Source organism: Bradyrhizobium sp. Arg816 (assembly GCF_029989365.1).
Taxonomy (GTDB): domain Bacteria; phylum Pseudomonadota; class Alphaproteobacteria; order Rhizobiales; family Xanthobacteraceae; genus Bradyrhizobium.
This window is the reverse complement of the sequence record NZ_JAPRAQ010000001.1, coordinates 35,644-60,409: the sequence shown is the minus strand read 5'-3', so window position 1 is coordinate 60,409 and position 24,766 is coordinate 35,644. Positions and strand designations below refer to the sequence as shown.

General features: G+C 63.6%; 22 protein-coding genes. 12 read left to right on the top strand and 10 right to left on the bottom strand.

The genetic code is table 11. The features are described from left to right. Positions 1-57: 57 nt before the first annotated feature. Together OWC48_RS00285 and OWC48_RS00280 are read right to left on the bottom strand one after the other, a co-directional pair. On the bottom strand, positions 58-3,204 hold the full coding sequence (locus OWC48_RS00285; protein ID WP_282518126.1) for a multidrug efflux RND transporter permease subunit: 3,147 nt from the start codon (positions 3,202-3,204) through the stop codon (positions 58-60). After that, a complete protein-coding gene (locus tag OWC48_RS00280) occupies positions 3,201-4,373 on the bottom strand; it encodes an efflux RND transporter periplasmic adaptor subunit (RefSeq protein WP_282518125.1) in 1,173 nt (390 codons plus the stop codon). Before OWC48_RS00280 ends, OWC48_RS00285 begins: the two co-directional genes overlap by 4 nt. A gap of 394 nt (positions 4,374-4,767) precedes the next feature. Between OWC48_RS00280 and OWC48_RS00275 the strand changes: the two genes are divergently transcribed. The 6 genes from OWC48_RS00275 to OWC48_RS00250 all read left to right on the top strand — a co-directional run bounded on the left by OWC48_RS00275 (position 4,768) and on the right by OWC48_RS00250 (position 10,883). Continuing rightward, positions 4,768-5,007 (top strand): hypothetical protein, encoded by a 240-nt coding sequence (locus tag OWC48_RS00275; RefSeq protein ID WP_028146580.1) that lies wholly within the window; start codon positions 4,768-4,770, stop codon positions 5,005-5,007. 424 nt (positions 5,008-5,431) lie between these two features. Further along, the gene (locus tag OWC48_RS00270; RefSeq protein WP_282518124.1) at positions 5,432-7,984 is read left to right on the top strand and encodes a TonB-dependent siderophore receptor; all 2,553 of its coding nucleotides are present in this window, start codon (positions 5,432-5,434) and stop codon (positions 7,982-7,984) included. A 20-nt stretch (positions 7,985-8,004) separates the two neighbouring features. Beyond that, positions 8,005-8,694, top strand: coding sequence for a Fe2+-dependent dioxygenase (locus OWC48_RS00265; RefSeq protein WP_282518123.1), 690 nt, complete (start codon positions 8,005-8,007; stop codon positions 8,692-8,694). Continuing rightward, on the top strand, positions 8,691-9,599 hold the full coding sequence (exbB, locus tag OWC48_RS00260) for a tonB-system energizer ExbB (RefSeq protein ID WP_282518122.1): 909 nt from the start codon (positions 8,691-8,693) through the stop codon (positions 9,597-9,599). Before OWC48_RS00265 ends, exbB begins: the two co-directional genes overlap by 4 nt. Before the next feature lie 3 nt (positions 9,600-9,602). Then, positions 9,603-10,058 carry a TonB system transport protein ExbD gene (exbD, locus tag OWC48_RS00255; RefSeq protein ID WP_014495997.1) on the top strand — a complete coding sequence of 152 codons (456 nt, stop codon included), beginning with the start codon at positions 9,603-9,605 and terminating at the stop codon, positions 10,056-10,058. A 9-nt stretch (positions 10,059-10,067) separates the two neighbouring features. Next, positions 10,068-10,883 carry an energy transducer TonB gene (locus OWC48_RS00250; protein ID WP_282518121.1) on the top strand — a complete coding sequence of 272 codons (816 nt, stop codon included), beginning with the start codon at positions 10,068-10,070 and terminating at the stop codon, positions 10,881-10,883. Here the strand turns inward: OWC48_RS00250 and OWC48_RS00245 are convergent. The 3 genes from OWC48_RS00245 to OWC48_RS00235 form a co-directional block, all read right to left on the bottom strand. After that, positions 10,871-11,290 (bottom strand): hypothetical protein, encoded by a 420-nt coding sequence (locus tag OWC48_RS00245; RefSeq protein WP_282518939.1) that lies wholly within the window; start codon positions 11,288-11,290, stop codon positions 10,871-10,873. The genes OWC48_RS00250 and OWC48_RS00245 overlap by 13 nt on opposite strands. A 62-nt stretch (positions 11,291-11,352) precedes the next feature. Further along, positions 11,353-12,033, bottom strand: a complete 681-nt coding sequence (locus tag OWC48_RS00240) for a site-2 protease family protein (protein ID WP_282518120.1) — start codon at positions 12,031-12,033, stop codon at positions 11,353-11,355. 66 nt (positions 12,034-12,099) lie between these two features. Further along, a complete protein-coding gene (locus OWC48_RS00235) occupies positions 12,100-12,966 on the bottom strand; it encodes a LysR family transcriptional regulator (protein ID WP_282518119.1) in 867 nt (288 codons plus the stop codon). 90 nt (positions 12,967-13,056) lie between these two features. Here OWC48_RS00235 and OWC48_RS00230 point away from each other — a divergent pair, with 90 nt between their 5' ends. After that, positions 13,057-13,956 (top strand): DMT family transporter, encoded by a 900-nt coding sequence (locus OWC48_RS00230; protein WP_282518118.1) that lies wholly within the window; start codon positions 13,057-13,059, stop codon positions 13,954-13,956. A gap of 8 nt (positions 13,957-13,964) precedes the next feature. Here the strand turns inward: OWC48_RS00230 and OWC48_RS00225 are convergent, their stop codons facing one another. The 5 genes from OWC48_RS00225 to OWC48_RS00205 all read right to left on the bottom strand — a co-directional run bounded on the left by OWC48_RS00225 (position 13,965) and on the right by OWC48_RS00205 (position 19,144). Continuing rightward, a complete protein-coding gene (locus OWC48_RS00225) occupies positions 13,965-14,357 on the bottom strand; it encodes a GFA family protein (protein ID WP_282518117.1) in 393 nt (130 codons plus the stop codon). Between the two features lie 7 nt (positions 14,358-14,364). Continuing rightward, a complete protein-coding gene (locus tag OWC48_RS00220) occupies positions 14,365-15,111 on the bottom strand; it encodes an SDR family NAD(P)-dependent oxidoreductase (protein ID WP_014495989.1) in 747 nt (248 codons plus the stop codon). Between the two features lie 120 nt (positions 15,112-15,231). Continuing rightward, a complete protein-coding gene (locus tag OWC48_RS00215) occupies positions 15,232-15,963 on the bottom strand; it encodes an SDR family oxidoreductase (RefSeq protein ID WP_135214354.1) in 732 nt (243 codons plus the stop codon). Positions 15,964-16,091: 128 nt separating this feature from the next. Then, positions 16,092-17,921 carry an IlvD/Edd family dehydratase gene (locus OWC48_RS00210; protein WP_282518116.1) on the bottom strand — a complete coding sequence of 610 codons (1,830 nt, stop codon included), beginning with the start codon at positions 17,919-17,921 and terminating at the stop codon, positions 16,092-16,094. A 122-nt stretch (positions 17,922-18,043) separates the two neighbouring features. Beyond that, positions 18,044-19,144: a LacI family DNA-binding transcriptional regulator gene (locus tag OWC48_RS00205; protein WP_282518115.1), complete on the bottom strand. Its 1,101-nt coding sequence runs from the start codon at positions 19,142-19,144 to the stop codon at positions 18,044-18,046. Between the two features lie 201 nt (positions 19,145-19,345). On the opposite strand from OWC48_RS00205, the gene OWC48_RS00200 reads away from it, so the two are divergent. The 5 genes from OWC48_RS00200 to denD all read left to right on the top strand — a co-directional run bounded on the left by OWC48_RS00200 (position 19,346) and on the right by denD (position 24,748). Then, complete coding sequence (locus tag OWC48_RS00200; RefSeq protein WP_282518114.1) at positions 19,346-20,407, top strand: ABC transporter ATP-binding protein; 1,062 nt, start codon at positions 19,346-19,348, stop codon at positions 20,405-20,407. A gap of 72 nt (positions 20,408-20,479) precedes the next feature. Further along, a complete protein-coding gene (locus tag OWC48_RS00195) occupies positions 20,480-21,793 on the top strand; it encodes an ABC transporter substrate-binding protein (RefSeq protein ID WP_282518113.1) in 1,314 nt (437 codons plus the stop codon). Positions 21,794-21,860: 67 nt separating this feature from the next. Further along, the gene (locus OWC48_RS00190) at positions 21,861-22,808 is read left to right on the top strand and encodes a carbohydrate ABC transporter permease (RefSeq protein ID WP_282518112.1); all 948 of its coding nucleotides are present in this window, start codon (positions 21,861-21,863) and stop codon (positions 22,806-22,808) included. Between the two features lie 2 nt (positions 22,809-22,810). Beyond that, positions 22,811-23,686 (top strand): carbohydrate ABC transporter permease, encoded by an 876-nt coding sequence (locus tag OWC48_RS00185; protein ID WP_014495982.1) that lies wholly within the window; start codon positions 22,811-22,813, stop codon positions 23,684-23,686. A 75-nt stretch (positions 23,687-23,761) separates the two neighbouring features. Further along, entirely contained in the window at positions 23,762-24,748 is a 987-nt protein-coding gene (gene denD, locus OWC48_RS00180) for a D-erythronate dehydrogenase (protein ID WP_282518111.1), read from the top strand. Positions 24,749-24,766 lie beyond the last annotated feature (18 nt).

The following is a 24,766-nucleotide window of genomic DNA, read 5'->3' as shown; positions in this document are numbered from 1 at the left end:
CCGCGTTGGCGTGAACCGAGGGGCTCGCTGTAGCGTCGCGGGAGCCGCGGCGCAAGTTTACTCGGCGGCTTGCTTAACGGTGCCGTGCTCGGCGACCTCGTGGCCGTCGCCGTCACCCGAACGGCCCCAGCCCGAGAACCAGTTGTTGAGCTCGTCGAGATAGAGATAGACCACCGGGGTGGTGAACAGCGTCAGCGCCTGGCTGACGATCAGGCCGCCGACCATGGCGTAGCCGAGCGGCTGGCGGATCTCGGCGCCGGTGCCGTGGCCGAGCATCAGCGGCACGCCGCCGAGCAGGGCGGCCATCGTCGTCATCATGATCGGCCGGAAGCGCAGCAGCGCGGCCTGACGGATCGATTCCGCCGGCGTCTTGTGCTCGTCGCGCTCGGCCGCGATGGCGAAGTCGACCATCATGATGCCGTTCTTCTTCACGATGCCGATCAGGAGAATGATTCCGATCAGCGCGATCAAGCTGAAGTCGAAGCCGGCCGCCATCAGGATCAGGAGCGCGCCGACGCCGGCCGAGGGCAGGGTCGACAGAATCGTGATCGGATGGATGTAGCTCTCGTACAGGATGCCGAGGATCAGATAGACCACGACGAGGGCTGCGAGGATCAGCAGCGGCACGGTGCCGAGCGACTGCTGGAACGCCTGCGCGGTGCCCTGGAAGCTCGAATTCAGGGTCGGTGGTGCGCCGAGATCGGCCATCGCCTTCTGCACGGCCTCGGTGGCCTGGCCGAGCGCGACGCCTTGGGCGAGGTTGAAGCTGATCGTGATCGCCGGGAACTGGCCCTGGTGGCTGATCGAGAGCGGGCGGACCGGATCGGTGGACCAGGTCGCAAAGGTCGACAGCGGCACCTGCTCGCCGGTCAGCGGCGATTTCAGGTAGAGCTTGTTCAGGCTGTCGAGACTGCCCTGCATCTCCGGCAGGATCTCGAGGATCACCTTGTAGGTGTTGAGCTGGGTGAAATACTGCGTGACCTGCCGCTGTCCGAAGGCGTCATACAGCGTGTCGTCGATCAGCTGCGGCTGGATGCCGTAGCGCGATGCGGTGTCGCGGTTGATCTTGAGCTGGACCGTGGTGCCCTGCGTCTGCTGGTCGGTCGCGACGTCGCGCAATTGCGGCAGCGTCTGCATCTTGGCGAGGATTTTCGGCGCCCAGTCGTTGAGCTCGGTGAGATCGGCATCCTGTAGCGTGAATTCAAACTGCGTGCGCGTCGGCCGGCCGCCGAGCCGGACGTCCTGGGCCGCCTGCATGTAGAGGCGGGCGCCCGACACCTTCTCGAGCTTGGGACGCAGTCGGGCAATGATCTCCTGGGCCGACGCGTTGCGCTCGTTACGCGGTTTCAGCGTGATGAACAAATTGCCGTTGTTGCCGGCGCGGCCGCTGCCGCCGATGTTCATCGCGATCGTGGCGACGTCGGGATCTTCCATCACGATCTTGCCGAGCTCGACCTGGCGGCGCTGCATCTCGGCGAAGGAGATGTCCTGGGACGCTTCCGAGGTCGCCGTGATCAGGCCGACGTCCTGCTGCGGGAAGAAGCCCTTCGGGATCAGGATGAACAAATAGATCGACAGGCCGAGCGTGGCGAAGAAGATCAGGAGCGTGGTGCGGCGCCAGGCCAGGGCATGATCGAGAACGTACTCGTAGCCGCGCAGCATGCCGTCGAAGGCGCGTTCGCTCCACTGGTAGAACTTGCCGTGGGTCACCTCGCCATGGGCGCGCAGGAAGCGCGAGGCCATCATCGGCGTCAGCGTCAGCGACACGAACATCGAGACGAAGATGGTCATCGCCAGCACGACGGCGAACTCGCGGAACAGGCGTCCGATGATGCCGCCCATCAGCAGCAGCGGGATCAGCACCGCGACCAGCGAGATGCTGATCGAGACGATGGTGAAGCCGATTTCCTTGGAGCCCTTAAAGGCGGCCGCCATCGGCGATTCGCCTTCCTCGATGTAGCGCGTGATGTTCTCGAGCATCACGATGGCGTCGTCGACGACGAAGCCGACCGCGATGGTGAGCGCCATCAGCGACAGATTATCCAGCGAATAACCGACCACCCACATCAGGGCGCACGCGCCCAGTAGCGCCAGCGGAACCGTGATGGTGGGAATGACCGTCGCCCAGAAGCTGCGCAGGAAGACGAAGATGACCATGACCACGAGGGCGATGGTCAGGAGCAGCGTGAACTGGACATCCTCGACCGCGGCGCGGATCGTCGTGGTACGGTCGCTGATGAGCTCGATCTTGATCGCGGGCGGGATCGCTGCCACGAGGCGAGGCAGGGTCGCCTTGATCCGGTCGACGGTCTCGATGACGTTGGCGCCCGGCTGCTTAAACACGACCAGGAACACGCCACGCTTGCCGTTGGCCCAGGCTGCCTGCTTGGCGTCCTCGGCGCCGCTCACCGCCTGGCCGATGTCGCGGATTCGAAGCGGACCGCCATTGCGATAGGCGATGATGACGTCGTTCCAGTCCTTCGACTGGGTGAGCTGGTCGTTGGCGTAGATCGTGTAGGCGCGCTTCGGCCCGTCGATATTGCCCTTGGGGCTGTCGACCGTGGTGATCGCGATCTGGCTGCGCACGTCCTCCAGCGACAGGCCCTTGGCGACGAGTTTCGCCGGGTCGATCTGAATGCGGATGGAGGGCTTCTGCTGGCCGCCGATGAAGACCTGCGCCACGCCCGAGAGCTGGCTGATCTGCTGGGCGAGCTGGGCGTCGACGGCGTCGCTGACGGTGGTCAGCGGCAGCGTCTCCGATGTCGCCGAGAGCAGCAGGATCGGCGCGTCGGCCGGGTTGACCTTGCGGTAGGTTGGCGGCGAGGGCAGGTTCTTCGGCAATTGGCCGCTTGCGGCGTTGATGGCGCCCTGCACGTCATTGGCGGCGCCGTCGATGCTGCGGTTGAGGTCGAACTGGATGGTGATCGAGGCGGTGCCCAGATAGCTCGTCGAGGTCATCTGGGCGATGCCGGGGATCTGGGCGAATTGCCGCTCGAGCGGCTGGGCCACCGACGAGGCCATCGTCTCGGGGCTGCCGCCCGGCAAATTGGCCGTGATCTGGATGGTCGGGAAGTCCACCTGCGGCAGCGGTGCGACCGGCAGCAGGGGATAGGCGACGAGACCGACGAAGAGGATGCCGGCCATCAGCAGCGAGGTGCCGATGGGATAACGGATGAAAGGTGCCGAAATCCCGCCTTCGGTCATTCCTGTCGTACCTTGTTCTGGCTCGGATCCGAGCTTGCTACGGCCGTCGAGACGAGGCTTCCGGGCTGGACCTTGAATTGACCGCCGGTGATCACCTGTTGACCCGGGCTCAAGCCTTCGTCGACGACCGAACGGCCGTCGATGGCGTAGCTGACCTTGATCTTGTGCACTTCCGCCTTGTTGTCCTGATTGACGGTATAGGCGTAGAGGCCGTTGGTCGAATGCTGAACCGCGTCATCCGGAACCACGGTCGCGTCCTTCAGGGTGCGTACCAGAAGGCGCGTCGAAACCGACTGGCCCGGCCACAGCGTGTGTTCCTTGTTGTCGAACACCGCCTTGAGCCGAATAGTCCCGCTGGTCGTATCGACCTGATTGTTGATGACCGCGAGCTTGCCCTCGGCCAGCGTCTTCTTGCCGTCGGTGGTGAACGCGATCACCTTGAGCGCACCGGCCTTCTGACCTTCGCTGATATAGGGCAGCTGATCTTCCGGCGCGGTGAAGATCACCGAGATCGGCTCGACCTGCGAGATCGTCACGATTCCCGTCTGCGTGGAGGCGTTGACGATGTTGCCAACGTCGACCAGGCGCAGCCCGGCCACGCCGGTGATCGGCGCCTTGATCTGGGTGTAGTCGAGCTGGGTCTGGGCGTTGGCGATGGCAGCTTCGTCGGCCGCGATCTGGGCGTTGAGCTGGGCCACCGTCGAGCGCTGGGTGTCGACCCGCTGCGCGGTCGCGAATTCGCCGAGCTTCATGGCGCGCTGGAGTTCGAGATTGGCGTTGGCGAGATTGGCCTCGTCCTGCGCCTTCTTGGCCTTGGCCTGGTCGAGCGCGGCTTGATAGGGGCGGGGATCGATCGAGACCAGAAGCTCGTCCTGCTTGACGATCTGGCCTTCGGTGAAGGCGATCTTGTCGATCTGGCCGTCAACCCGGCTTCGGACCTGCACCGTATTGAAGCCCTGAACCGTGCCGAGACCGGTCAGATAAACCGGAAAGTCGGACTTCTGGACCGGCGAAACGCTGACGGGGATGGCGGGCGCGCGCGGCGGACCCTTCTGAGCGGTCTGGGTTTTTCCGGCCTCGGGCGAGCCGAATTTCTGCCAGCCATAGTAACCTGCGGAGGCCACGGCCGCGATGATCAGAATCCAGAGGATCGGCCGTGTTTTTTTCATGTCGGCTCGTTGGTTCGTACGCCCAAAACTACGAATTGTGGAGCAATCATAGGGTTCCAGCGCGCTTGTATAATACACGCCAAGTTCCAGTGTAAACAGCACTATCCGTTCGGAATCCTAAACAATTGGAAAGCTTTGCACGGTCTAGGCAGCTCCGTGACACTACGGTGTGCAGTCCTGCATTTTTCCCGGCGCGAACGATCCGCGCGCAAACTTTAGGCAATGCTCGGAACCGGTGTCGGCGGCCCGCAGAGCCGCAAGACAGCGCCGGCCGCCCTGCGAAGTGAGCCGGAATCAACACCCGTGAGAACGGTTCTAATTCGCGTGCAGGGCGTTTCGGTTGTCAGGAAAATCGGTATCGGTCATATCGGCCCCGCCACAACGGGAGCGCAGGATGGACGAACTGAACGGCAAGCTGATCGCGTGCCAGATTCTGATCACGGGACTGATCGCACGCGTCGCCAACGAGCAGCGCGATCCCTTGCGATTCCTCACCGACTTTCGCGACGAGATCAAAGCCGTCGTCAACGGCGTCAACATCGCCGGCATGGACAACTCCGATCGCGTGCGCGCCGTCGCGCAGAAAACCGTCGACGAATTGTTCTCGCTGATGAAGCCGCCGAGCAGCGATTGAGAGCGGCGCCGCCGCTCGCGCCTGCGCAGCTCTCGCATGCGCCCATGCTTCCAGATTGAAATCTGCACCGAGTCCGATCTGGATGAATTCAAATGTGCAGGCAGATCAATCGCATTGACCAGCTTTTCTCCGACCGATAGCACCGCCCCATCGTTCGCGTCTCTGCATCGACGAAGCGCATCAGCTCGAAGGTTGATGCGGCACGACGAGATTGCAGCGATCAATGTCCAGATTAGAATGGTTCAAGTTTAGAACCATTTAAAACTGCGGCGCACTCAACCGAGTTTAGAATTGCTTTGAAATGGTCGGATTCAAACGGAGTGTGGCCGAGATCGCGTTGACCCCCAATACCACGCTCGATAGCACCAATGCGTCGCGTTGCCGCAACGCGACCAATGGAAGCATAAGCACTGTGGGGCGTGTGATGGGCATGATGAAAACACCGCGATCGTTGCGTTCGGTTGCGGATCGGAAATCCTTCGGCAACAATTTCGACACCGCGACCGGCAAGACTGTATCCACGGTCGCCAGTCTGATCGCGGTCGCGACGGTCTCGACCGGCGCACAGGCGCAGCAGACCAATCTGCCCCCCGTGAACGTCGATGCGCCTCAGCAGCGTCCGCGTCCGACCGCTTCGAAGCCCACCGCCGATCAGATTCGTGCGCGCAACGCCCTGCGGCGCGCGGCGCAGCGGCAGCAGGCCTCACAAGCGCCTGTCGCCAATCCGAGCCCTGGTGCTGCCGATCGTGATCCGTACGCAAATCCCGCCGCGCCTTACATGGCCACTCGAGTGCAAGCGTCAGGTAAATTCCCTGAGCCAATCCTCAACACGCCAAAATCGATCACCGTGCTTACAAAGGATGTGCTCGAGGACAAGAACGCCACGACGCTGAAGCAGGCGATCCTGAGCACGGCAGGCGTGACGCTCGGAACGGGTGAGGGCGGCAATGCCTTCGGTGACCGCTTCTTCATTCGCGGCTTCGATGCCCGCAACGACGTCTTCATCGACGGCGTGCGCGACTCGGGCGTCAGCGTGCGCGAGAATTTCTTTACCGAACAGGTCGAGATTTTGCGTGGTCCGGGCTCGTCCTTCGCTGGTCGCGGTACGGCCGGCGGCGCGATCAACATCGTCACCAAGCAGGCGACGACCGAGAAGAGCTTCTACAACATGGACACCACGTTTGGCACCGACATGACCAAGCGCGTGGTGCTCGACGTCAACCAGGTGATCAACCCGACCTGGTCGGTGCGCGCGGGCGGACTGTTTCAGGACGCCAATGTCGCTGGGCGAGGCTATGTGACGGACAATCGCGACGGCGCATTCGTCGCGACGGTATGGAAGCCTCTGGATGCGGTCAAAATCACTGCCAACTACATCCATACCGAACTGACCGGACTCCCGGACTTCGGCGTGCCTTACTATCGGCCGAGCACGGCAACGACCGCCGGCGGCCCGTTCACCGATTTCGGGGTTAATCGTAAGAATTGGTACGGCTTCCTCAACCGAGACTTCTACCGGACCGGCCAGGACATTGGTTCGCTCAACGCCGAAGTTTACGTCACGCCAGATCTCTTGATCACCAACAGGTTCAGGGATTCTCACTCCACGCAGAACTACATTGGAACGCTGCCTGAAGCGCCGACACTCGCCGCAGGGGCTCCGTTTACGGCCTACACCCTCAGTGCGAATCCGCAGAGCCGCTACCAGGTCACGGACGTCATCGCCAATCAGACCGAGGCGACTTACAAGTTCAGTGATATCGCAGGCTTCAAACACACTGCGCTTGCCGGGTTCGAATACGACCACGAGACGTCGTCTATCAACAGCTATACCGGCCTTGCTTCGGAGGCGCTACCTGGCGGCTTTACCGGCAACTCGCTGACAGGCGTGAGCGTGTTCAGTCCGCAATACACAAACCTTCCCTTCGGGATTCCCGGAGGTTTGACGCAGAAGCCGACCAACATCGCGATCGATACCAAGAGCGTTTACGTGCTGGATACGGCCAACTACAACGACGTCCTGATCCTGAATGGTGGCGTTCGGTATGATGACTATAATGTCAAGGTGAACGGCTGGGGTTCGGTCAACGGGGGAACGCTGAACGCCTTTGGCCAGCAGCAGCAAGACTACGGGATGCCGAATTTCAATCTCGGCCTCACCCTCAAGCCGTTGCCGAACGGAAGCGTTTACGCGGCCTACGCAACCTCGTCGAACCCGGTTGGCGCGGAATTTGACGGAACCAGCGTTCAGTATGGTGGTCTTGCGCCCGTGCTCAACGGCGCCGCTCCTCAGATCTTCGGTCCTGAGAAGAACAAGGCGATCGAGCTTGGGACGAAGTGGGAGCTGTTCGACAGGCACCTGTTGCTGACGGCTGCGCTCTTCCAGACCGAAAAGGAAAATGCGCGAGAATCGCGCAATGTCACTGCTGCAACTGCGACTGCGGCATGTCCCTATACTGCTACGGCGGGGAACGTATCCTGTATCACGGCCGGCGCGGCCTATCGTATTCGCGGTATCGACCTCGGCGTCGGCGGCAAGATCACCGACAAATGGAGCATTTTCGGCGGTCTCGTTCTGATGCAGTCGGAAGTGACGAAGTCGCTGATTCCGCCGGCCAACACGACGCTCTACACCACCAACGTGGGCCTGCCCCTCTCCAACATCGCGCACCAATCCTTCAGCTTGCTCAGCAAATATCAGTTGACGGATGTGTGGGAGCTGGGCGGTCAGGCGGTCTACCGCTCGAAGATTTATGGCGGTACGTTCCTCGCGGCGAACCAGGGCACCTCGATCCCGAGCTACTGGCGGTTCGATGCCTTCGTCGAAGCCAAGCTCAACAAGAACTGGCAGTTGAAGCTGTTCGTGAACAACATCTTCGACAAACGCTACTATGACGCGCTGTACCAGAGCGCCGCGCCCTTCGTGCTGGAAGCACCGGGACGCGCCGCCTATCTGGTGATCTCGGCGCGCTACTGATGGAGTAACGACGAGGTGCCATGCTGACATGCATAGAAGGCGTCCTGAGCAAGGATGATGTGGCGGATTTCCGCCGCATCATGGACGCCAGCGAATGGGAAGACGGACGCTCCACCGCGGGCGCGCAGTCAGCAATGGTCAAGCGCAATGAGCAGTTGCCGCCTGACAGCGAGGTCGCGCGCAAGCTCGGCAACCGCATCATCTCGGCGTTGACGTCGAACCCGCGGTTCCTGGCAGCGGCGATCCCGCTCCATATCTTCCCGCCGCTGTTCAACCGCTATGCGGCGAACAGCGGCCATCATTTCGGGCTGCATGTCGACAACGCGATCCGCGGCGACCGCCTGACCGGCCTTCGCATCCGCACAGACCTGTCGGTCACGCTGTTCCTGGCCGAGCCGGAAGAGTATGACGGTGGCGAACTTGTGATCGAGGACACCTACGGTTCGCACGAAGTGAAGTTGCAAGCCGGGGACTGCGTGCTCTATCCCTCGACCAGCCTCCATCTCGTCACGCCGGTGACGAGGGGGACGCGGGTTGCGTCTTTCTTCTGGCTTCAGAGCATGATACGGGACGATCAAGCCCGGAGCATGATCTTTGACCTCGACACCGCGATACAGGCGCTGGTGGAACGGCTCGGGCGTGACGATCCCGAAACGGTCAAATTGACGGGTATCTATCACAACCTCATTCGCTACTGGGCCGAAGTATGAAGATCATGTCCTTCCAAGCAAGCCTTGCCGCCGCCTTGATGCTGGCGGCCGCCTGGCTCGTATCCCCTGTTTCTGCCCAGACACAGACACAGACCCAGCCGGCGGCACCGGCACAGGCGACGGCTCAGCCGGCCGCGGCCAGCCCGGCTCCAGCTGCCGCTCCGACGGCGGCGGCGCCCGCGGCGAAGCCCGACGCGGCCGCTATCGCGCCGGCCATGAAGGAGCTGTCCCCCTGGGTGATGTTCATGTCGGCGGACGTCATCGTGAAGGCGGTGATGATCGGGCTCGCCTTTGCATCGCTGATGACCTGGACCGTCCTGATCGCCAAGTCGATCGAGCTGTCGGTCGCATCCGGCAAGCTTCGTTCGGCACTGAAGAAGATCTCGGAGGCGCGGTCGCTGGCGGAAGCCCAGATGGCGCTCGGTGCCAAGCAGGGCATTCTGCCGTCCTTCCTGGCGGCAGCGCTGCGCGAGGCGCGGATGTCGGCCGGCCTGTCCAGCGATGCCGGCATCAAGGAGCGTGCGGCCTCGAGCTTCCAGGAGATTGTGCGCGCAGAAGCGCGGCGCATCCGCATCGGCATGGGCGTGCTCGCGACCATCGGCTCGACGTCGCCCTTCGTCGGCCTGTTCGGCACGGTCTGGGGCATCATGAACAGCTTCATCGGCATCTCGAAGTCGCAGACCACGAACCTCGCCGTGGTCGCGCCCGGCATCGCCGAGGCGCTGCTCGCGACCGCGATCGGCCTCGTCGCCGCCATTCCCGCCGTCATCATCTACAACCACTTCTCGCGCGTGACGAAAAGCTATCTCGAGCTCGTCAGCCGTGCCTCGGGCGCGGCGGCGCGGCTGCTCTCGCGCGATCTCGACCGCAGCCACGGCAGCGCGCATTCGCGCGCGGCGGAGTGAACCATGGGCGTTTCGCTCGCAGACAATGATGACGACGACGATTTCGGCGAGACGCATGACATCAACGTCACGCCGTTCATCGACGTCATCCTGGTACTGCTGATCATCTTCATGGTCGCAGCTCCGCTTTCCACGGTCGACCTGCCGATCGATCTGCCGACCTCGAGCGCGACCCCGCAGAAGAAGCCGGACAAGCCGACCTATCTCAGCATCAAGCCCGACCTGACGCTTGCGATCGGCGAAAACCCGGTCCACCGCGCCGAGTTGATCGGGACCCTCGACGGCCTGTCCGACATGAGCAAGGACAAGTATGTCTTCCTGCGCGCCGATCGCTCGGTGCCGTATGGCGAATTGATGAGCGTCATGGAGCTCTTGCGCTCAGGCGGCTATTCCCGGGTGAAGCTGGTCGCGCTGGAGGGCGCTCCCGGAGCGCCTGCGGCAGGCGCCGGTCAGCCTTAGAGGCGCACGATGTCGGACGAAGCCAGACCATCCCGGAAGCTCTGGATTTTGGCGGCGGTGGCGGCGCTCGCGCTCCATCTGGGCGGTGCCGCGCTTGCCCTGGCCCATCTGCGGACCGATGACGACGACGATGGCCTGGGCGCGTCCGGCGCGGAGTTCGCCGTCGAGATGGCCTCGCCCAAGGCGCCCGAGACCGACCTTCCGCCGGGACCGGACAGCGAAGCGATGCAGGAGCAGCAGGCGCTTCCCGAGCAAAAGGCCGAGACCAAGGAAACCGAGCTTCCGAAGGACCAGTCGCAACAGGTCGACGATCCCGATCGGGTCGTCACCGAAAACACCTCGAAGAAGCCGCAGGACGAGGATCCCAAGATCGCGGCGGTCGAGACACCCGCTGCCGAGGCTTCGCCGCAGTCGGTTGCAACGGCGCGGCAGACACTCGACGAGGACGCGCGCGAGGCCGAGAAGGCCCTGGCGCCGGTGCTTGGCCTCGGCAAGGACATCCTCAGGATTACGAGCGACTGGAATCGCAAGATCAGCGCGCACCTCACGGCCCACAAGGTCAACCCCGAGGGCAAGCAGCCCAATAATCAGAAGGTGAAGGTCAGCTTCGCGATCAACCGCAGGGGCAATGTGCTGTCCGTCGACGTCGTGGAGTCGTCAGGGGATGTGGCCTACGATGCGGCCGCGATCTCGATTGTCCGCAAGTCCGATCCCATCCCGCAGCCTCCGGCCGGACTGACCGAAGACCGGTTCGAGCGTACCGTCGACATCATCTTCACGCCGCCGGACGAGAAGAAAAAGAAGAAATCGGCTCAGCGCCAGTAGAGCCGGATCCCGACATAGACCACGACCAGGCAGGCGAAGATCAGCGCCACCGGGAGCGGCCGTTTCTGGGCTCCGCTAAACGCCGCCGTAAAGGAGGCCGTCTTCGTCGGTTTCGGAGGCGGGCGGCGGAAAGCGGTAACATTGTCCGCTGCCGGCTCGGGCGGACGGGTCCGGACGTCGGGCGGAGTTCCCGCGCCGCCCATCTCGGCATAGTAGGCCTTGTAGATCGCGCCGATGGTGGCCTCGGTGGCCTCGCCCTCGCTCATCTGCGCCAGCAGGTTCTTGTAGCTGGCCAGGAACTCTTGCGCCTCGGCAGGCAGCGCGGAGGCCCCGTTGAGCTTGGCCATCATCTTCCAGGTGGCAAAATCGGCGCGGGCGCGGGTGTCCGCGCGTCGCGCGATCAGCATATCGGCAGCTTTGACCAAGTCGGCCTCGAGACCTTCGGCTTGTGTTCGGGTGTTCTGTTGAACTACGCGTTGCCGGTCAGGAAGAGAACAGCCTGAATCACATAACCGGTCAACGTTCGCAGTATTCCTGAAATAACATCAAGATTTAGACCGAGCTGCGAGCCCGCGAGCGGCAGCAGGATCAACAGGCCGATCAGGATCAGCATCCCGAACGGCTCGAGCCGGGCCAGCGGCATGGCGAGGGCCCGAGGCAACAGCCCGACCGCGACGCGCCCGCCGTCGAGCGGCGGGATCGGCATCATGTTGAACACCGCCAGCACCGCGTTGATCACCAGCGCATTCTTGAGGTTGTCGAAGATCCACTGGGCCGAGGCCGCCGGTGCAAGGGGCAGGGCATGCAGGGCGAGAGCCGCCGCGAGCGCCAGCAGGATGTTGGTGGCGGGCCCGGCAAGGGCCACCCAGACCATGTCGAGCCTGGGATGGTTGAGCTTGCGGAAATTGACGGGAACCGGCTTGGCATAACCGAACAGGAACGGTGAGTGCGCGAACAGCAGCATCGCCGGCAGGATCAGGGTGCCGAACGGATCGATATGCTTGATAGGGTTGAAGCTGACGCGGCCGAGCTGCCAGGCCGTGTTGTCACCGAGACGGTACGCGACGAAAGCGTGCGCGGCCTCGTGGAAGGTGATGGCGAGCAGCAGCGGTAGCACCCATACGGAAAGCTCATAAAGGGAAATGTTCACGGCTCGTCTATCCCGGTTTGCCTGCGGCCTTGCAGCCGTCCCAGCCAACCGGCGGTGCAGCAGCGCTCAAGCTCTAGATAGGGTGGCCGGTTCCGAAAAACTACGTCGCAAATGATCCGCCAGCAGCGCCGCCGGACGCGACAGGTTGCGCGCGCGGTGCAGGCGGATATCCGCGGCCGGCAGCGGCGGCAGGCCGTTCGACAGGATGCGCAGGCGAGGGGGCAGGGTGCCGGCCTTCACGACGGTGATCGCAACGCCCTGCGCCGCGATCGCCTCCACCGCCGCAAGGGTGCGGCTGACAAAGGCGAGGCGCCAGGGCCGGCCTGCGGCATCCAGCGCCTCCGCGGCCCATTGCCGGAACAGGCAGCCCGGCGGGTAGAGCGCGACGGGCAGCGTGTCGTGCGCCTCGGCTGAGTACGATCCGCCCGCAGCCCAGACCGCCTGCTCGCACCGGAGCAACTCGCCATCGCCGCGTCCTTCCGGATGCATGGCGATGACGAGGTCATAGGCCTCGCCGACCCGCGCCGGCATCGTCGCGGTCAAGCCGGTCTCGATCTCGACCCGGATCTCCGGATGGTTTTGGGCAAAGCGCGCCAGCAAGGGCGGAATGACGATCGTGCCGTAATCGTCCATCACGCCGAGGCGGACCACGGCGTCGTGCTTGCGCGCGCGGAGCACATCGATCGCCTCTGCATTGAGGTCGAGAAGCCGTCTCGCATAAACGAGGAGTTCTTCGCCCGCCGCGGTCAGCGCGACGCCGGCCCTGGTGCGCTCAAACAACTTGGTGCCGATCCGCTCCTCCAGGCGCTTGATCTGGACGCTGATCGCCGACTGGGTCCGGTTGAGCAATTGGGCTGCGCGCGTGAACGAGCGATGCTCGGCGACGGCGAGAAATGCCTTCAGCAGATCGGGATCGAGAACAGGCGTGGTCATGACGAAAACTTATCCCAGCATGACGGAAACTCCATTCCCTGTTTCGGCGCGCCTCGTATGCTGCGTTCGAGGCTCGTCAAGGGAGGAAGTGTGGGCGAAATCTCCGGCGTTCTGGCCGCGGTGCTGTCGAGCGGCCTCGGCGGCACCTCGATCGGCGCCACGCGCTATCTCGTGGGCAGCCTCGATCCGCTGGCAATCGGCTCGTTCCGGTTCGGCATCGGCTTCCTGCTGCTGTTGCCTCTCACGCTGTTCCGCGGTGACCGCTGGCCGGGGCGAGGGGACTGGGCCGCCGCGACCGGGCTCGGCATCCTGTTCTTCGCGCTGTTTCCGATCCTGTTCAACGCGTCGCTGATCTTCACGACCGCCGCGCGCGGCGCGCTCGCCTTGTCGACGCTTCCGTTGCTGTCACTCGTGATCGGCGCCGCGCTCGGCGCCGAGGCCCTGAGCTGGCGTAAATCGATTGGTGTCGTGATAGCGACATTTGGCGTCGCCGTCGCGCTGCTCTCCGACCTGACCTCGGCACCATCGGGCGCCTGGCGCGGCGATCTCCTGATGATGGCGGCAGCGCTGTGCATGGCGCTCTACGGTATCTGGTCGAAGCCGCTGATCCGGCGCTCCGGCCCGATCGCCTTCACCACGATGAGCATGGCGGCTGGGGCGGCCTGCCTCGTCCTGCTCTCTTATATCCGCGGCAGTTTTGCGCCGGTCGCCGGCTTCGGCGCGCCGCAATGGCTGGCGGCTTTCTATCTCGGCGCCTTTGGTGCTGCGCTGACCTTCTATCTCTGGGCCTTCGCGCTGGAGCGGACCACGCCGACGCGCGTCGCGATCTCGGTCACGGTCAACCCGATCACGGCGTCGCTGGTCGGCGCGTGGCTGCTGAACGAGCCGCTGCGCTGGAATCTGGCGGCCGGCATCGTCGCGGTGTTTGCCGGGATCTGGATCGCGACGACGGCGGGACGGCGCGTTGCAACGGCTGGCGCCTCAGGCTGATCGCGACCTCAGGTCGGGATCGTCCCCTGGTGTTGCACCAGACCGTCATCGAGATTCACCCAGGCGAGCTTCTCGCTCACCCAGATGTGCTCGGTCGGCGCAAAGGCGTTGCGGTCGTCGAAGGTCGCAAGCGAAACGCCGGCCAGCGTGCCGTTGCGCCGCCAGGCGAACAGCCGCGTGCCGCACTGCTTGCAGAACACGCGGTCGATGTTTTCGGACGACGCATAGCGGGCGGTGTCGCCCTCGACGGTCAGCGCGCGCTGGTCGAATTGCGCGCGAGCAAAGTAGGGCGAGCCCATCGCCTTCTGGCACATGCGGCAATGGCAGATGCGGACGTTGAGCGGCTCACCTTCCGCCTTGAACCGCACCGCGCCGCACAGGCATCCACCTTCCCGGATCATGGCTGCCTCAGTAGGTCGCCCGTCCGCCGGAAATATCAAACACCGCGCCGGTGGAGAAGGCACAATCTTGGGATGCGAGCCAGCTCACCATCGCGGCGAGCTCTTCCACCAGCACGAAGCGCGCCTTGGGGATTTTCGACAGCATGAAGTCGATATGCTGCTGCGTCATCTGGTCGAAGATCGCGGTCTTCGCCGCGGCCGGCGTCACCGCATTCACGAGGATGTCATGTGCCGCCAATTCCTTGCCGAGCGATTTCGTCAGCGCGATCAGTCCGGCCTTGGAGGCCGAATAATGCGAGGCGTTGGGATTGCCTTCCTTGCCGGCGATCGAGGCGATGTTCACGATCCGCCCGTATTTCTGCTTGAGCATCGTCGGCACGATCGCCTTGCAGACGATGAAAGGGCCGTCGAGATTGATGCGCAGGACCTTGCGCCACTCCTCGAGATCGGTCTCCCAGACCGGCTTGTTGACGCCGGCGATGCCGGCATTGTTGACGAGGATGTCGATCTTGCCGAAGGCGGCAAGCGTCGCATCGCGCGCCTGCTCGACGGCGGCGGGGTCGGTGACGTCGACCTTGAAGACCTTTGTCTCGCCGCCGACTTCATTCGCGGTCTTCTCGGCGAGAGCCGAGTCGAAATCCCAGATCGCGACCTTGGCGCCGGAGTCGATGAAACGCCGGGTGATGGCACGGCCAAAGCCCTGCGCGCCGCCGGTGACGACGGCAATGCGGCCGTTGAGATCGATCTTGTTCATCGAGAACTCCCCTATCTATCCCTCATGGTGAGGAGCGCGCAGTTGCGCGCGTCTCGAACCATAAGCCCGTGGCCCATCCCTCGGGAGGGCGCTGTCGCGCCTCCTGGGGATGAGGAGCGATCAGAGCATGTAGCCGCCGTCGACGACAAGGTCGACGCCGGTGGTGAATGCGCTTTCGTCGCTGCCGAGATAGACCGCCATGGATGCGATTTCGTCGGCGGTGCCGAGCCGGCCCATCTTCTGGCGGGAGACGAACATCTCCTTGCCCTGCGGTCCCTGCGCGGCGGCGCGGTCGAGCATCGAGGGCGTCTCGACGGTGCCGGGACAGATGCTGTTGCAGCGGATGCCCTTGGTGATGAAGTCGAGCGCGACCGCGCGCGTCAGCAGCGACACCGCCGCCTTCGACGCGCTGTAGACGTAGCGGTTGGCCGGCGGCCGCAGCGCCGCGCAGGACGAGATGTTGACGATGCTGCCGCCGCCGCCAGCCAGCATCTCGGGCAGGAACGCCCTGATGGTCCGGTGCATCGACTTAACGTTGAGGTCGAACGAGAAGTCAAAATCCTCTTCCGAGCACTCCAGGATGGTGCCGTGATGCACGAAGCCCGCCGCGTTGAGCAGGATGTCGACCTTGCCGATGCGCTTGGCGAAGGCGTTGACGTCGGCGGTGTTGCGGACGTCGAGCTTTGCGACCTCGGCGATGCCTTCCTTGGTCAGGCCCGCGATGCCGGCCTCGTTGATATCGGTCGCGATGACGGTTGCGCCCTCACGCGCGAATGCGATGGCGCATGCGCGCCCGATGCCTGCTGCTGCAGCCGTGACGACGGCGCGCTTTCCCTTGAGGCGGTCTGCCATTTTCTTGTTCTCCTTCTTGAATTGTCTATCGGATCGTCATTGCGAGCGAAGCGAAGCAATCCAGAATCTCGCCGCGGAGACAGTCTGGATTGCTTCGTCGCTTCGCTCCTCGCAATGACGGTGTGCTGTTAGTGATTGTCCCGCGCCACACCAAATGTGCCGGCGACGTTCTGGTAGCGTGTGGCGAGCTCCATGCAGGCGCCGGTCGATTGCTGGCCGACGGTGTTGCGGTAGATCTCCTGCCACGGCGTCTGGTTCGCCGGATGCTTGAAGCCGCCATTGGCCATCAGCTCGGCGTGGCGCTTCTTCACCTCGTCGTCCGAAATGAGAATATTGGCGCTGCCCTTGTTGAGGTCGATGCGCACCTTGTCGCCGGTCTTGAGGATCGCGAGCCCGCCATTGGCGGCAGCTTCCGGCGAGGCATTCAGGATCGACGGCGAGCCCGAGGTGCCGGACTGGCGGCCGTCGCCGATGCAGGGCAGGGCGAGAATGCCGCGTTTGATCAGCGCCGTCGGCGGCTGCATGTTCACGACCTCGGCGCCACCGGGGTAGCCGATCGGGCCGGTGCCGCGGACGAACAGCATGCAATGCTCGTCGATGTCGAGTGAAGGATCGTCGATCCGCTCGTGATAATCCTCGGGTCCCTCGAACACGATGGCGCGGCCCTCGAATGCGCCAGGGTCCTTCGGGTTGCTGAGATAGCGGTCGCGGAACTCCTTGGAGATCACGCTGGTCTTCATGATCGCGGAATCGAACAGATTGCCCTTCAGCACCAGGAAGCCGGCGTCCTTCACCAGCGGCTTGTCGTAGGTCCGGATCACGTCATTGTCGGGCGCGGGCGCATTGGCGCAGTTCTCGCCGATGCCGCGGCCGTTCACCGTGACCGCGTCCTCATGGATGCGCTTGTGCTTCATCAGCTCGCGCACCACTGCCGGCACGCCGCCGGCGCGGTGGAATTCCTCGCCGAGGTAGAAGCCGGCCGGCTGCATGTTAACCAGCAGCGGCACGTCGTGGCCGAATTTCTGCCAGTCGTCGATCGACAGCTCGACGCCGATGTGGCGCGCCAGCGCGTTGATGTGGATCGGCGCGTTGGTCGAGCCGCCGATCGCCGAGTTGATCACGATGCAGTTCTCGAACGCCTTGCGGGTCAGGATGTCCGAAGGCTTGAGGTCTTCCCAGACCATCTCGACGGCGCGCTTGCCGGTCTCGTAGGCGATCTGGCCGCGCTCGCGATAGGGGGCGGGGATCGCCGCGCAGCCCGGCAGCGAGAAGCCGAGCGCTTCAGCAAGGCCGTTCATGGTCGAGGCGGTGCCCATGGTGTTGCAATGGCCGACCGACGGCGCCGAGGACGCCACGATCTCCATGAATTCCTCATAGTCGATCTCGCCGGCGGCGAGCCGTTCGCGCGACTTCCAGACGATGGTGCCGGAGCCGGTGCGCTCGCCGGCATGCCAGCCGTTCAGCATCGGGCCGCCCGACAGCACGATCGCGGGCAGGTTCACGGTCGCCGCCGCCATCATGCAGGCAGGCGTGGTCTTGTCGCAGCCGGTGGTCAGCACCACGCCGTCGAGCGGATAGCCGTAGAGGATCTCGACGAGGCCGAGATAGGCGAGGTTGCGGTCGAGCGCCGCAGTCGGGCGCTTGCCGGTCTCCTGGATCGGATGGGTCGGGAATTCCATCGCGATGCCGCCGGCCTCGCGGATGCCTTCGCGGACGCGGTGCGCCAGCTCGATATGATGGCGGTTGCAGGGGGACAGGTCGTTGCCGGTCTGGGCGATGCCGATGATCGGCTTGCCGGACTGAAGCTCGGCCCGGGTGAGGCCGTAATTCAGGTAGCGCTCCATATAGAGCGCGGTCATGCCCGGATTATGCGGATTGTTGAACCATTCCTGCGAGCGGAGGTGGCGGCGAGCGCCGTTGCTGGCGGGCGCATGCCCATTGGTTGGCTTTTTTGTCATTGGTTTCTCCTGCAATGCAAACGCACTGGCGTCGGGGGCTCAGCTTCGGCTGGTGCGATGCCCAACGGCGCGATCCATGGTTCAAAGGCCCGTTGGCGGGTCATTCCCTCACAAGTGCGATACTAGTCTTGGCCACTTGGTAACGCTATCATTTTGTTCGCGGCGCCCGCGCCCGATGCGGCAGGCCTGTCGTCCGACCGCCGCGACGACGAGCTTTGCCGCTCGATCACCTTGAAGCCGAGATCGAGCACCGGCTGCTCGGGGCGCCGTCCGTCGATCGCTTCGATCAGCATGGTGGCGGCCGTGTTGCCCATCTCGTAGCGGTTGGTGCGCACGCTGGTGAGGGTAGGCACGGCGGAGGCCATGAATTCGAGGTCGTTGAATCCGACGATCGCGATCTGCTCGGGGACTGCGATCTCCCGGCGCCGGCATTCGAACAGCACGCCGAGCGCGAGGTCGTCATTGGCGCAGAATACCGCGTCGATATCGGGCTCGCGCGCCAGCAGATCGGTGAACAGGGTGCCGCCGAGCGTCACCGAGGTCGGTGTCGCCGTGGTGACGACGAGGCGCTGCTCGAACAGCGCGGCGTCCTTCATGGCCGAGACATATCCGTCCAGCCGCCGCTGCACCCGCGGATCCATGCGCGCGCCGACGAAACCGATCTTGCGATGGCCCTGCGCGAACAGGTGGGCAATCGCCGCGCGGGCCGCATCATAGTGCGAAAAGCCGATCATCATGTCGACCGGATTGGGCCCGATCTCCATGATCTGCACGATCGGGCAGTCGGCGGCTTCCAGCATCGCGCGCGATTCCGCGGTCTGGTCGATGCCGGTGACGATCAATCCGGCCGGCTTCTGCGCGAGAAACAGGCGCAGCAGCTTCTCCTCCTGGAGGATGCTGTAGCGTGTGTTCGACAACTGGATCGAGTACCGGCTGCCTTCGGAGGCGTCATAGATGCCGCGCAGCACGTCGGAAAACACGTTGTTGGTCAGTGACGGGATCAAGACGCCGATCACTTCGGTGCGCTGCGAGGCCAGCGCCCGCGCCGCCAGGTTCGGCACATAGCCGAGCTCGTTGGCCGCGCTCTCGACCCGCGTCCGCTTGGCGACCGACAGGGCCTCCGGATTGCGGAAGAACCGGGACGCCGTGATCGGGCTGACGCCGGCAAGCTCGGCAACTTCCGCCAGCCGGATTTTACCTGACTTGGTGCGTTTTCGACCCATTTGCTGCTCTTATCACAGTCGGTCCGGCAAACAAAGGAACGTTGACAGCGCTACCAGCAACGACTAACCAAAGACAAATTGCCAAAACCGCACAAACTGCCGACAATGTCGCTCGCTAAGATCGGGCTTCGTTCGGCGAAGTCTGAAAAACAAGACGGTCGCGGCGCGTGAGCCGTCGTGGACTTTCGAGGAGGGAGCTAGATGTCGTCTGTGCAAATCCGCGACGTGCGGAAATCGTTCGGCAATTTTGAAGTCCTGCACGGCGTTTCGATTCCGATCGAGGACGGCCAGTTCGTCGTCCTGGTTGGCCCCTCCGGCTGCGGCAAGTCGACGCTTCTGCGCATGCTTGCAGGCCTCGAGAACATCACCTCCGGCACGATCTCGATCGGCGACCGCGTCGTCAACAATATCCAGCCCAAGGAGCGGGATATTGCGATGGTGTTCCAGAACTACGCGCTCTATCCGCACATGACTGTCGGCGAGAACATGGGCTTCTCGCTGAAGCTGCGGAACGCGGGCTCCGACGAGATCAACAAGCGCGTCAAGCGCGCCGCCGAAATTCTCGCACTGTCGCCGCTGCTCGAGCGCTATCCGCGCCAGCTCTCCGGCGGCCAGCGCCAGCGCGTCGCGATGGGCCGCGCCATCGTGCGCGATCCGCAGGTGTTCCTGTTCGACGAGCCCTTGTCGAACCTCGACGCCAAGCTGCGCGTCGCCATGCGCACCGAGATCAAGGAGCTGCACCAGCGGCTGAAGACGACGACCGTCTACGTCACCCACGATCAGATCGAGGCCATGACCATGGCCGACAAGATCGTCGTCATGCATGACGGCATCGTCGAGCAGATGGGGACCCCGCTCGAGCTCTACGACAAGCCCGACAACCAGTTCGTCGCCGGCTTCATCGGCTCGCCGGCCATGAACTTCCTGAAAGGCCATGTGCGCGTCAACGGCGTTGCGACCTTCGAGGGGCCGAACGGCGTCAAGCTGCCGCTCAAGAGCGCGCCGGCGGCGTCCGACGGTCGCCCTGTCGTCTATGGCGTGCGACCCGAGCATTTCACCATCGCGGACGACGGCGCCGATGCCGAGATCATCGTGGTCGAGCCGACCGGCTCGGAGACGCAGGTGTTCGCGAAGGTGGGTGGCGAGCAGGTCGTCGCGGTCTTCCGCGAGCGTCACCAGTTCAATCCGGGCGACAAGGTCAAGCTGAAGCCTGACCCGTCCCTGGTTCATCTGTTCGACGAGGCGACGGGCAAACGCATGTAGCCGCGCCGAAAGGATTGCCCAACGACTGTTCAAGAACGACCCAATACAAATATAAAATTCAGGGAGAGAACGATGAGCAATTTCGACAGGCGAAGTGTGCTTAAGGCCGGCCTGGGCGGCGCAGCGTTGCTGGCCGGCCCGGGCATCGTGCCGGTCCGCGCCGCGGAGTGGACCAACACGCCCGAGCCGAACGCGTCCATCCGCGTCTTGCGCTGGAAGCAGTTCATCCAGGCCGAGTTCGACAAGTTCGCCGAGCAGACCAAGAAGTTCTCCGAGAAGACCGGCGTCAAGATCAAGCTCGAGGCCGAGAGCTGGGAAGACATCCGCCCGAAGGCCGCGGTGGCCGCCAATGTCGGCGCCGGCCCCGACCTCATCATCGGCACGCTCGACGATCCCCACAAATTCCCGGAAAAGCTGATCGATATGACTGATGTCGCCGACTATCTCGGCGCGCAGTATGGCGGCTGGTATCCGGTTGCCGAACGTTACGGCAAGAAGGGCAACGGCTGGATCGCCATTCCGCAGGGCGCGACCGGCGGCTGCCTGAACTACCGCATCAGCCACGTGAAGGCTGCGGGCTTCGAGGAATTCCCCAAGGACACCGCCGGCTTCCTCAAGCTCTGCCAGGCGTTGAAGAAGAACAACACGCCCGCCGGCTTCGCGCTCGGCCATGCCACGGGCGATGCCAATGGTTGGTGCCAGTGGGCGCTCTGGGCGTTCGGCGGCAAGGTCGTCAACGACAAGAACGAGGTCGTGATCGACTCCCCGGAGACGATCGCCGCGCTCGAATACGTCAAGCAGCTCTACGAGACCTTCATTCCGGGCGTGCTGTCGTGGAATGACTCGAACAACAACAAGGCGTTCCTGAACGGTGAACTCAGCCTGACGCTGAACGGCATCTCGATCTGGACCGTCGGCAAGAACTCCACCGATCCGAAGCAGCAGGAGATCGCCAAGGACATGAACCACGCGCCGATGCCGATCGGCCCCGTGGGCGTATCGACCGAGCAGCAGAACGTGCTGGTCTACTACGGCTACAAGCACTCGAAGTATCCCAAGGCGGTCAAGGAATTCATCAAGTTCATGATGGACAAGGAGAATTACGACGCCTGGGAGGTCGCTTCCAACGGCTACGTGTCGCCGCCGCTGCCGGCCTACAACGACAACCCGGTGTGGACGTCGGATCCGAAGATCACCCCGTATCGCGACTGCCTGAAGCGCTGCCGCGACAACGGCTTTGCCGGCGATCTCGGCTATGCCTCCGCCGCGGTGATGGGCGACTTCGTCGTCGTCGACATGTTCGCGGAAGCAGCCTCCGGCTCGGCGACGCCGAAGCAGGCTGCGGCGCGCGCCGCCGAGCGCGCCAAGCGCTACTACCAGGTCTGATCAACGCCAATCTGCGCGGCGTCCGGTTCGCCGGACGCCGTGACTCTTCCTCCGAGGGGAATCCGACATGGCAGTCATGGCCGAGTCCGCTGTCGCGCAGGTCAAGCGCAGCAGCCTGTGGACCAGAGCATTCGAGAGCCGGAATTGGCTCGGCGCGATGTTCATGGTGCCGGCGATCGCGATCCTCATCCTGTTTCTGGCTTATCCGCTGGCGCTGGGCTTCTGGCTCGGCATGACCGACACCAAGATCGGCGGGGCCGGGCGCTATATCGGCTTTGCGAACTTCGTCTCGCTCTCCAAGGATTCGGTGTTCTGGCTCTCGGTCTTCAACACCATCTTCTATACGTTCACCGCGAGCATCGTGAAATTCGCCATCGGCCTTTACCTCGCGCTGCTGCTCAACGAGCGGCTGCCGTTCAAGTCGATGATCCGCGCCATCGTGCTGCTGCCCTTCGTGGTGCCGACGGTGCTGTCCGCGATCGCGTTCTGGTGGATCTATGACAGCCAGTTCTCGATCATCTCCTGGGTGCTGATCAAGGCCGGCCTGATCACGCGCTACATCGATTTCCTCGGCGATCCCTGGAATGCGCGCTTGTCGGTCGTCGCCGCCAATATCTGGCGTGGCGTGCCCTTTGTGGCGATCACGCTGCTGGCGGGATTGCAGACGATTTCGCCCTCGCTCTACGAGGCGGCCAATCTCGATGGCGCCACCAACATGCAGCGCTTCCGCCACATCACGCTGCCGATGCTGTCGCCGATCATCGCGGTCGTGATGACATTCTCGGTGCTGATGACGTTCACCGACTTCCAGCTGATCTACACCATCACGCGGGGCGGGCCGATCAATGCCACGCATCTGATGGCGACGCTGTCGTTCCAGCGCGCCATCACCGGCGGCAATCTCGGGGAGGGCGCGGCGATCTCGAACGCGATGATCCCGTTCCTGGTCGCGGCGATCCTGCTCAGCTTCTTCGGGCTTCAGCGCTCCCGCTGGCAGCAGGGCGGGAGGGACTGACCATGAGCACCGCAGACGACCAAAGCGTCGGAATGGATTATCTCGAGAGCTTCCCGCGGAAGTTCTTGCGGGTCTACTTTCCGCTCGGCCTGATCATCTTCTTCCTGCTGTTCCCGTTCTATTGGATGGCGGTCGCGACGTTCAAGCCGGACGCGGAGATGTACGATTACGAGAAGTACAATCCGTTCTGGATCGTGAATCCGACCATCGAGCACATCAAGAAGCTGTTGGTCGAAACCGACTATCCGCTCTGGATGTGGAACACCGTGATCGTCTCGGTGTCCTCCACCTTCATCTCGCTGTTCGCCAGCGTCTGCGCCGCCTACGCGATCGAACGCCTCCGCTACAAGGGCTCGCGCTATGTCGGCCTTGCGATCTTCCTCGGCTATCTCGTGCCGCCCTCGATCCTGTTCATTCCGCTGGCGGCGATCGTGTTCCAGCTCGGCCTGTTCGACGGCAATCTGGCGCTGATCCTGACCTATCCGACCTTCCTGATCCCGTTCTGCACGTGGCTCCTGATGGGCTATTTCCGCACCATTCCCTACGAGCTGGAGGAATGCGCCCTGATCGACGGGGCGACGCGGCTCCAGATCCTGGTCAAGATCACACTGCCGCTGTCGCTCCCGGGGGTGATCTCGGCCGGCATCTTCGCCTTCACGTTGTCCTGGAATGAGTTCATCTACGCGCTGACCTTCATCTCCTCGTCGGAGAACAAGACGATTCCCGTCGGCGCCATCACCGAGCTCGTCAGCGGCGACGTCTACCATTGGGGCGCGCTGATGGCGGCGGCCCTGATCGGCTCGGTCCCCGTAGTTATCCTTTATTCCTTCTTCGTGGAGTACTATGTGTCGGCGATGACCGGCGCCGTGAAGGAATGATCGCGGGGCCTGCCTGAGAGCGCGCCAAGACTTTTCAGGAGCGGTGCGCTCCGGCCAATAAAAAGGAGTAGGCTCTTGCACATTCTGGTTCTGGGCGCCGCCGGCATGGTGGGCCGTAAATTGTGTGAACGGCTGTTGCGCGACGGCCGGCTCGGCAAGAGCGACATCACCAAGCTGACCATGCACGACGTGGTCGAGCCCAAGAAGCCGGAAAAGGCCGGTTTCCCCGTCGAGACCGTGTCAGGCGATTTCGCCGTGCCGGGCGCAGCCGAAAAGCTGATCGCCGGCCGCCCCGACGTGATCTTCCATCTCGCCGCGATCGTCTCCGGCGAAGCCGAGCTCGATTTCGACAAGGGCTACTGCATCAATCTCGACGGCACGCGCATGCTGCTCGATGCCGTCAGGCTCGTCGGCGGCGGCTACAAGCCGCGCGTGGTCTTCACCTCGTCAATCGCGGTATTCGGCGCCCCGTTCCCGGATGCGATCGGCGACGAGTTCTTCCACACCCCGCTGCTCAGCTACGGCACTCAGAAGGCGATCGGCGAATTGCTGCTCGCCGACTATTCGCGCCGCGGCTTCCTCGACGGCATCGGCATTCGTCTGCCGACCATCTGCATCCGGCCCGGCCTGCCCAACAAGGCGGCATCGGGCTTTTTCTCCAACATCCTGCGCGAGCCGCTGGCCGGCAAGGAGGCGGTCCTCCCGGTCTCCGAGGACGTCCGCCACTGGCACGCCACGCCGCGTTCCGCCGTCGGCTTCCTGCTCCATGCCGGCACCATGGACCTCGCCAAGGTCGGTCCGCGCCGCAATCTGACCATGCCCGGCTTTTCGGCGACGGTCGGCGAACAGATCGCTGCGCTCAAGCGGGTGGCCGGCGACAAGGTCGCCGCGCGCATCAAGCACGAGCCGGATCCGTTCATCGTCGGCATCGTCGGTGGCTGGCCGCGTAATTTCGAGGCGAAGCGGGCGCGCGAGCTCGGCTTCACCACCGAAGAAAAGAGCTTCGACGACATCATCCGCATTCACATCGAAGACGAGCTCGGCGGCAACTTCGTCGCCTGACCCAACCGATGAACAGCG

What these genes read in the sequence shown, in the direction of transcription:
- OWC48_RS00285 (WP_282518126.1), bottom strand. Translation starts at nt 3,204, where the DNA reads ATGACCGAAGGCGGGATTTCGGCACCTTTCATCCGTTATCCCATCGGC.
- OWC48_RS00280 (WP_282518125.1), bottom strand. Translation starts at nt 4,373, where the DNA reads ATGAAAAAAACACGGCCGATCCTCTGGATTCTGATCATCGCGGCCGTG.
- OWC48_RS00275 (WP_028146580.1), top strand. Translation starts at nt 4,768, where the DNA reads ATGGACGAACTGAACGGCAAGCTGATCGCGTGCCAGATTCTGATCACG.
- OWC48_RS00270 (WP_282518124.1), top strand. Translation starts at nt 5,432, where the DNA reads ATGGGCATGATGAAAACACCGCGATCGTTGCGTTCGGTTGCGGATCGG.
- OWC48_RS00265 (WP_282518123.1), top strand. Translation starts at nt 8,005, where the DNA reads ATGCTGACATGCATAGAAGGCGTCCTGAGCAAGGATGATGTGGCGGAT.
- exbB (WP_282518122.1), top strand. Translation starts at nt 8,691, where the DNA reads ATGAAGATCATGTCCTTCCAAGCAAGCCTTGCCGCCGCCTTGATGCTG.
- exbD (WP_014495997.1), top strand. Translation starts at nt 9,603, where the DNA reads ATGGGCGTTTCGCTCGCAGACAATGATGACGACGACGATTTCGGCGAG.
- OWC48_RS00250 (WP_282518121.1), top strand. Translation starts at nt 10,068, where the DNA reads ATGTCGGACGAAGCCAGACCATCCCGGAAGCTCTGGATTTTGGCGGCG.
- OWC48_RS00245 (WP_282518939.1), bottom strand. Translation starts at nt 11,290, where the DNA reads ATGCTGATCGCGCGACGCGCGGACACCCGCGCCCGCGCCGATTTTGCC.
- OWC48_RS00235 (WP_282518119.1), bottom strand. Translation starts at nt 12,966, where the DNA reads ATGACCACGCCTGTTCTCGATCCCGATCTGCTGAAGGCATTTCTCGCC.
- OWC48_RS00225 (WP_282518117.1), bottom strand. Translation starts at nt 14,357, where the DNA reads ATGATCCGGGAAGGTGGATGCCTGTGCGGCGCGGTGCGGTTCAAGGCG.
- OWC48_RS00220 (WP_014495989.1), bottom strand. Translation starts at nt 15,111, where the DNA reads ATGAACAAGATCGATCTCAACGGCCGCATTGCCGTCGTCACCGGCGGC.
- OWC48_RS00215 (WP_135214354.1), bottom strand. Translation starts at nt 15,963, where the DNA reads ATGGCAGACCGCCTCAAGGGAAAGCGCGCCGTCGTCACGGCTGCAGCA.
- OWC48_RS00210 (WP_282518116.1), bottom strand. Translation starts at nt 17,921, where the DNA reads ATGACAAAAAAGCCAACCAATGGGCATGCGCCCGCCAGCAACGGCGCT.
- OWC48_RS00205 (WP_282518115.1), bottom strand. Translation starts at nt 19,144, where the DNA reads ATGGGTCGAAAACGCACCAAGTCAGGTAAAATCCGGCTGGCGGAAGTT.
- OWC48_RS00200 (WP_282518114.1), top strand. Translation starts at nt 19,346, where the DNA reads ATGTCGTCTGTGCAAATCCGCGACGTGCGGAAATCGTTCGGCAATTTT.
- OWC48_RS00195 (WP_282518113.1), top strand. Translation starts at nt 20,480, where the DNA reads ATGAGCAATTTCGACAGGCGAAGTGTGCTTAAGGCCGGCCTGGGCGGC.
- OWC48_RS00190 (WP_282518112.1), top strand. Translation starts at nt 21,861, where the DNA reads ATGGCAGTCATGGCCGAGTCCGCTGTCGCGCAGGTCAAGCGCAGCAGC.
- OWC48_RS00185 (WP_014495982.1), top strand. Translation starts at nt 22,811, where the DNA reads ATGAGCACCGCAGACGACCAAAGCGTCGGAATGGATTATCTCGAGAGC.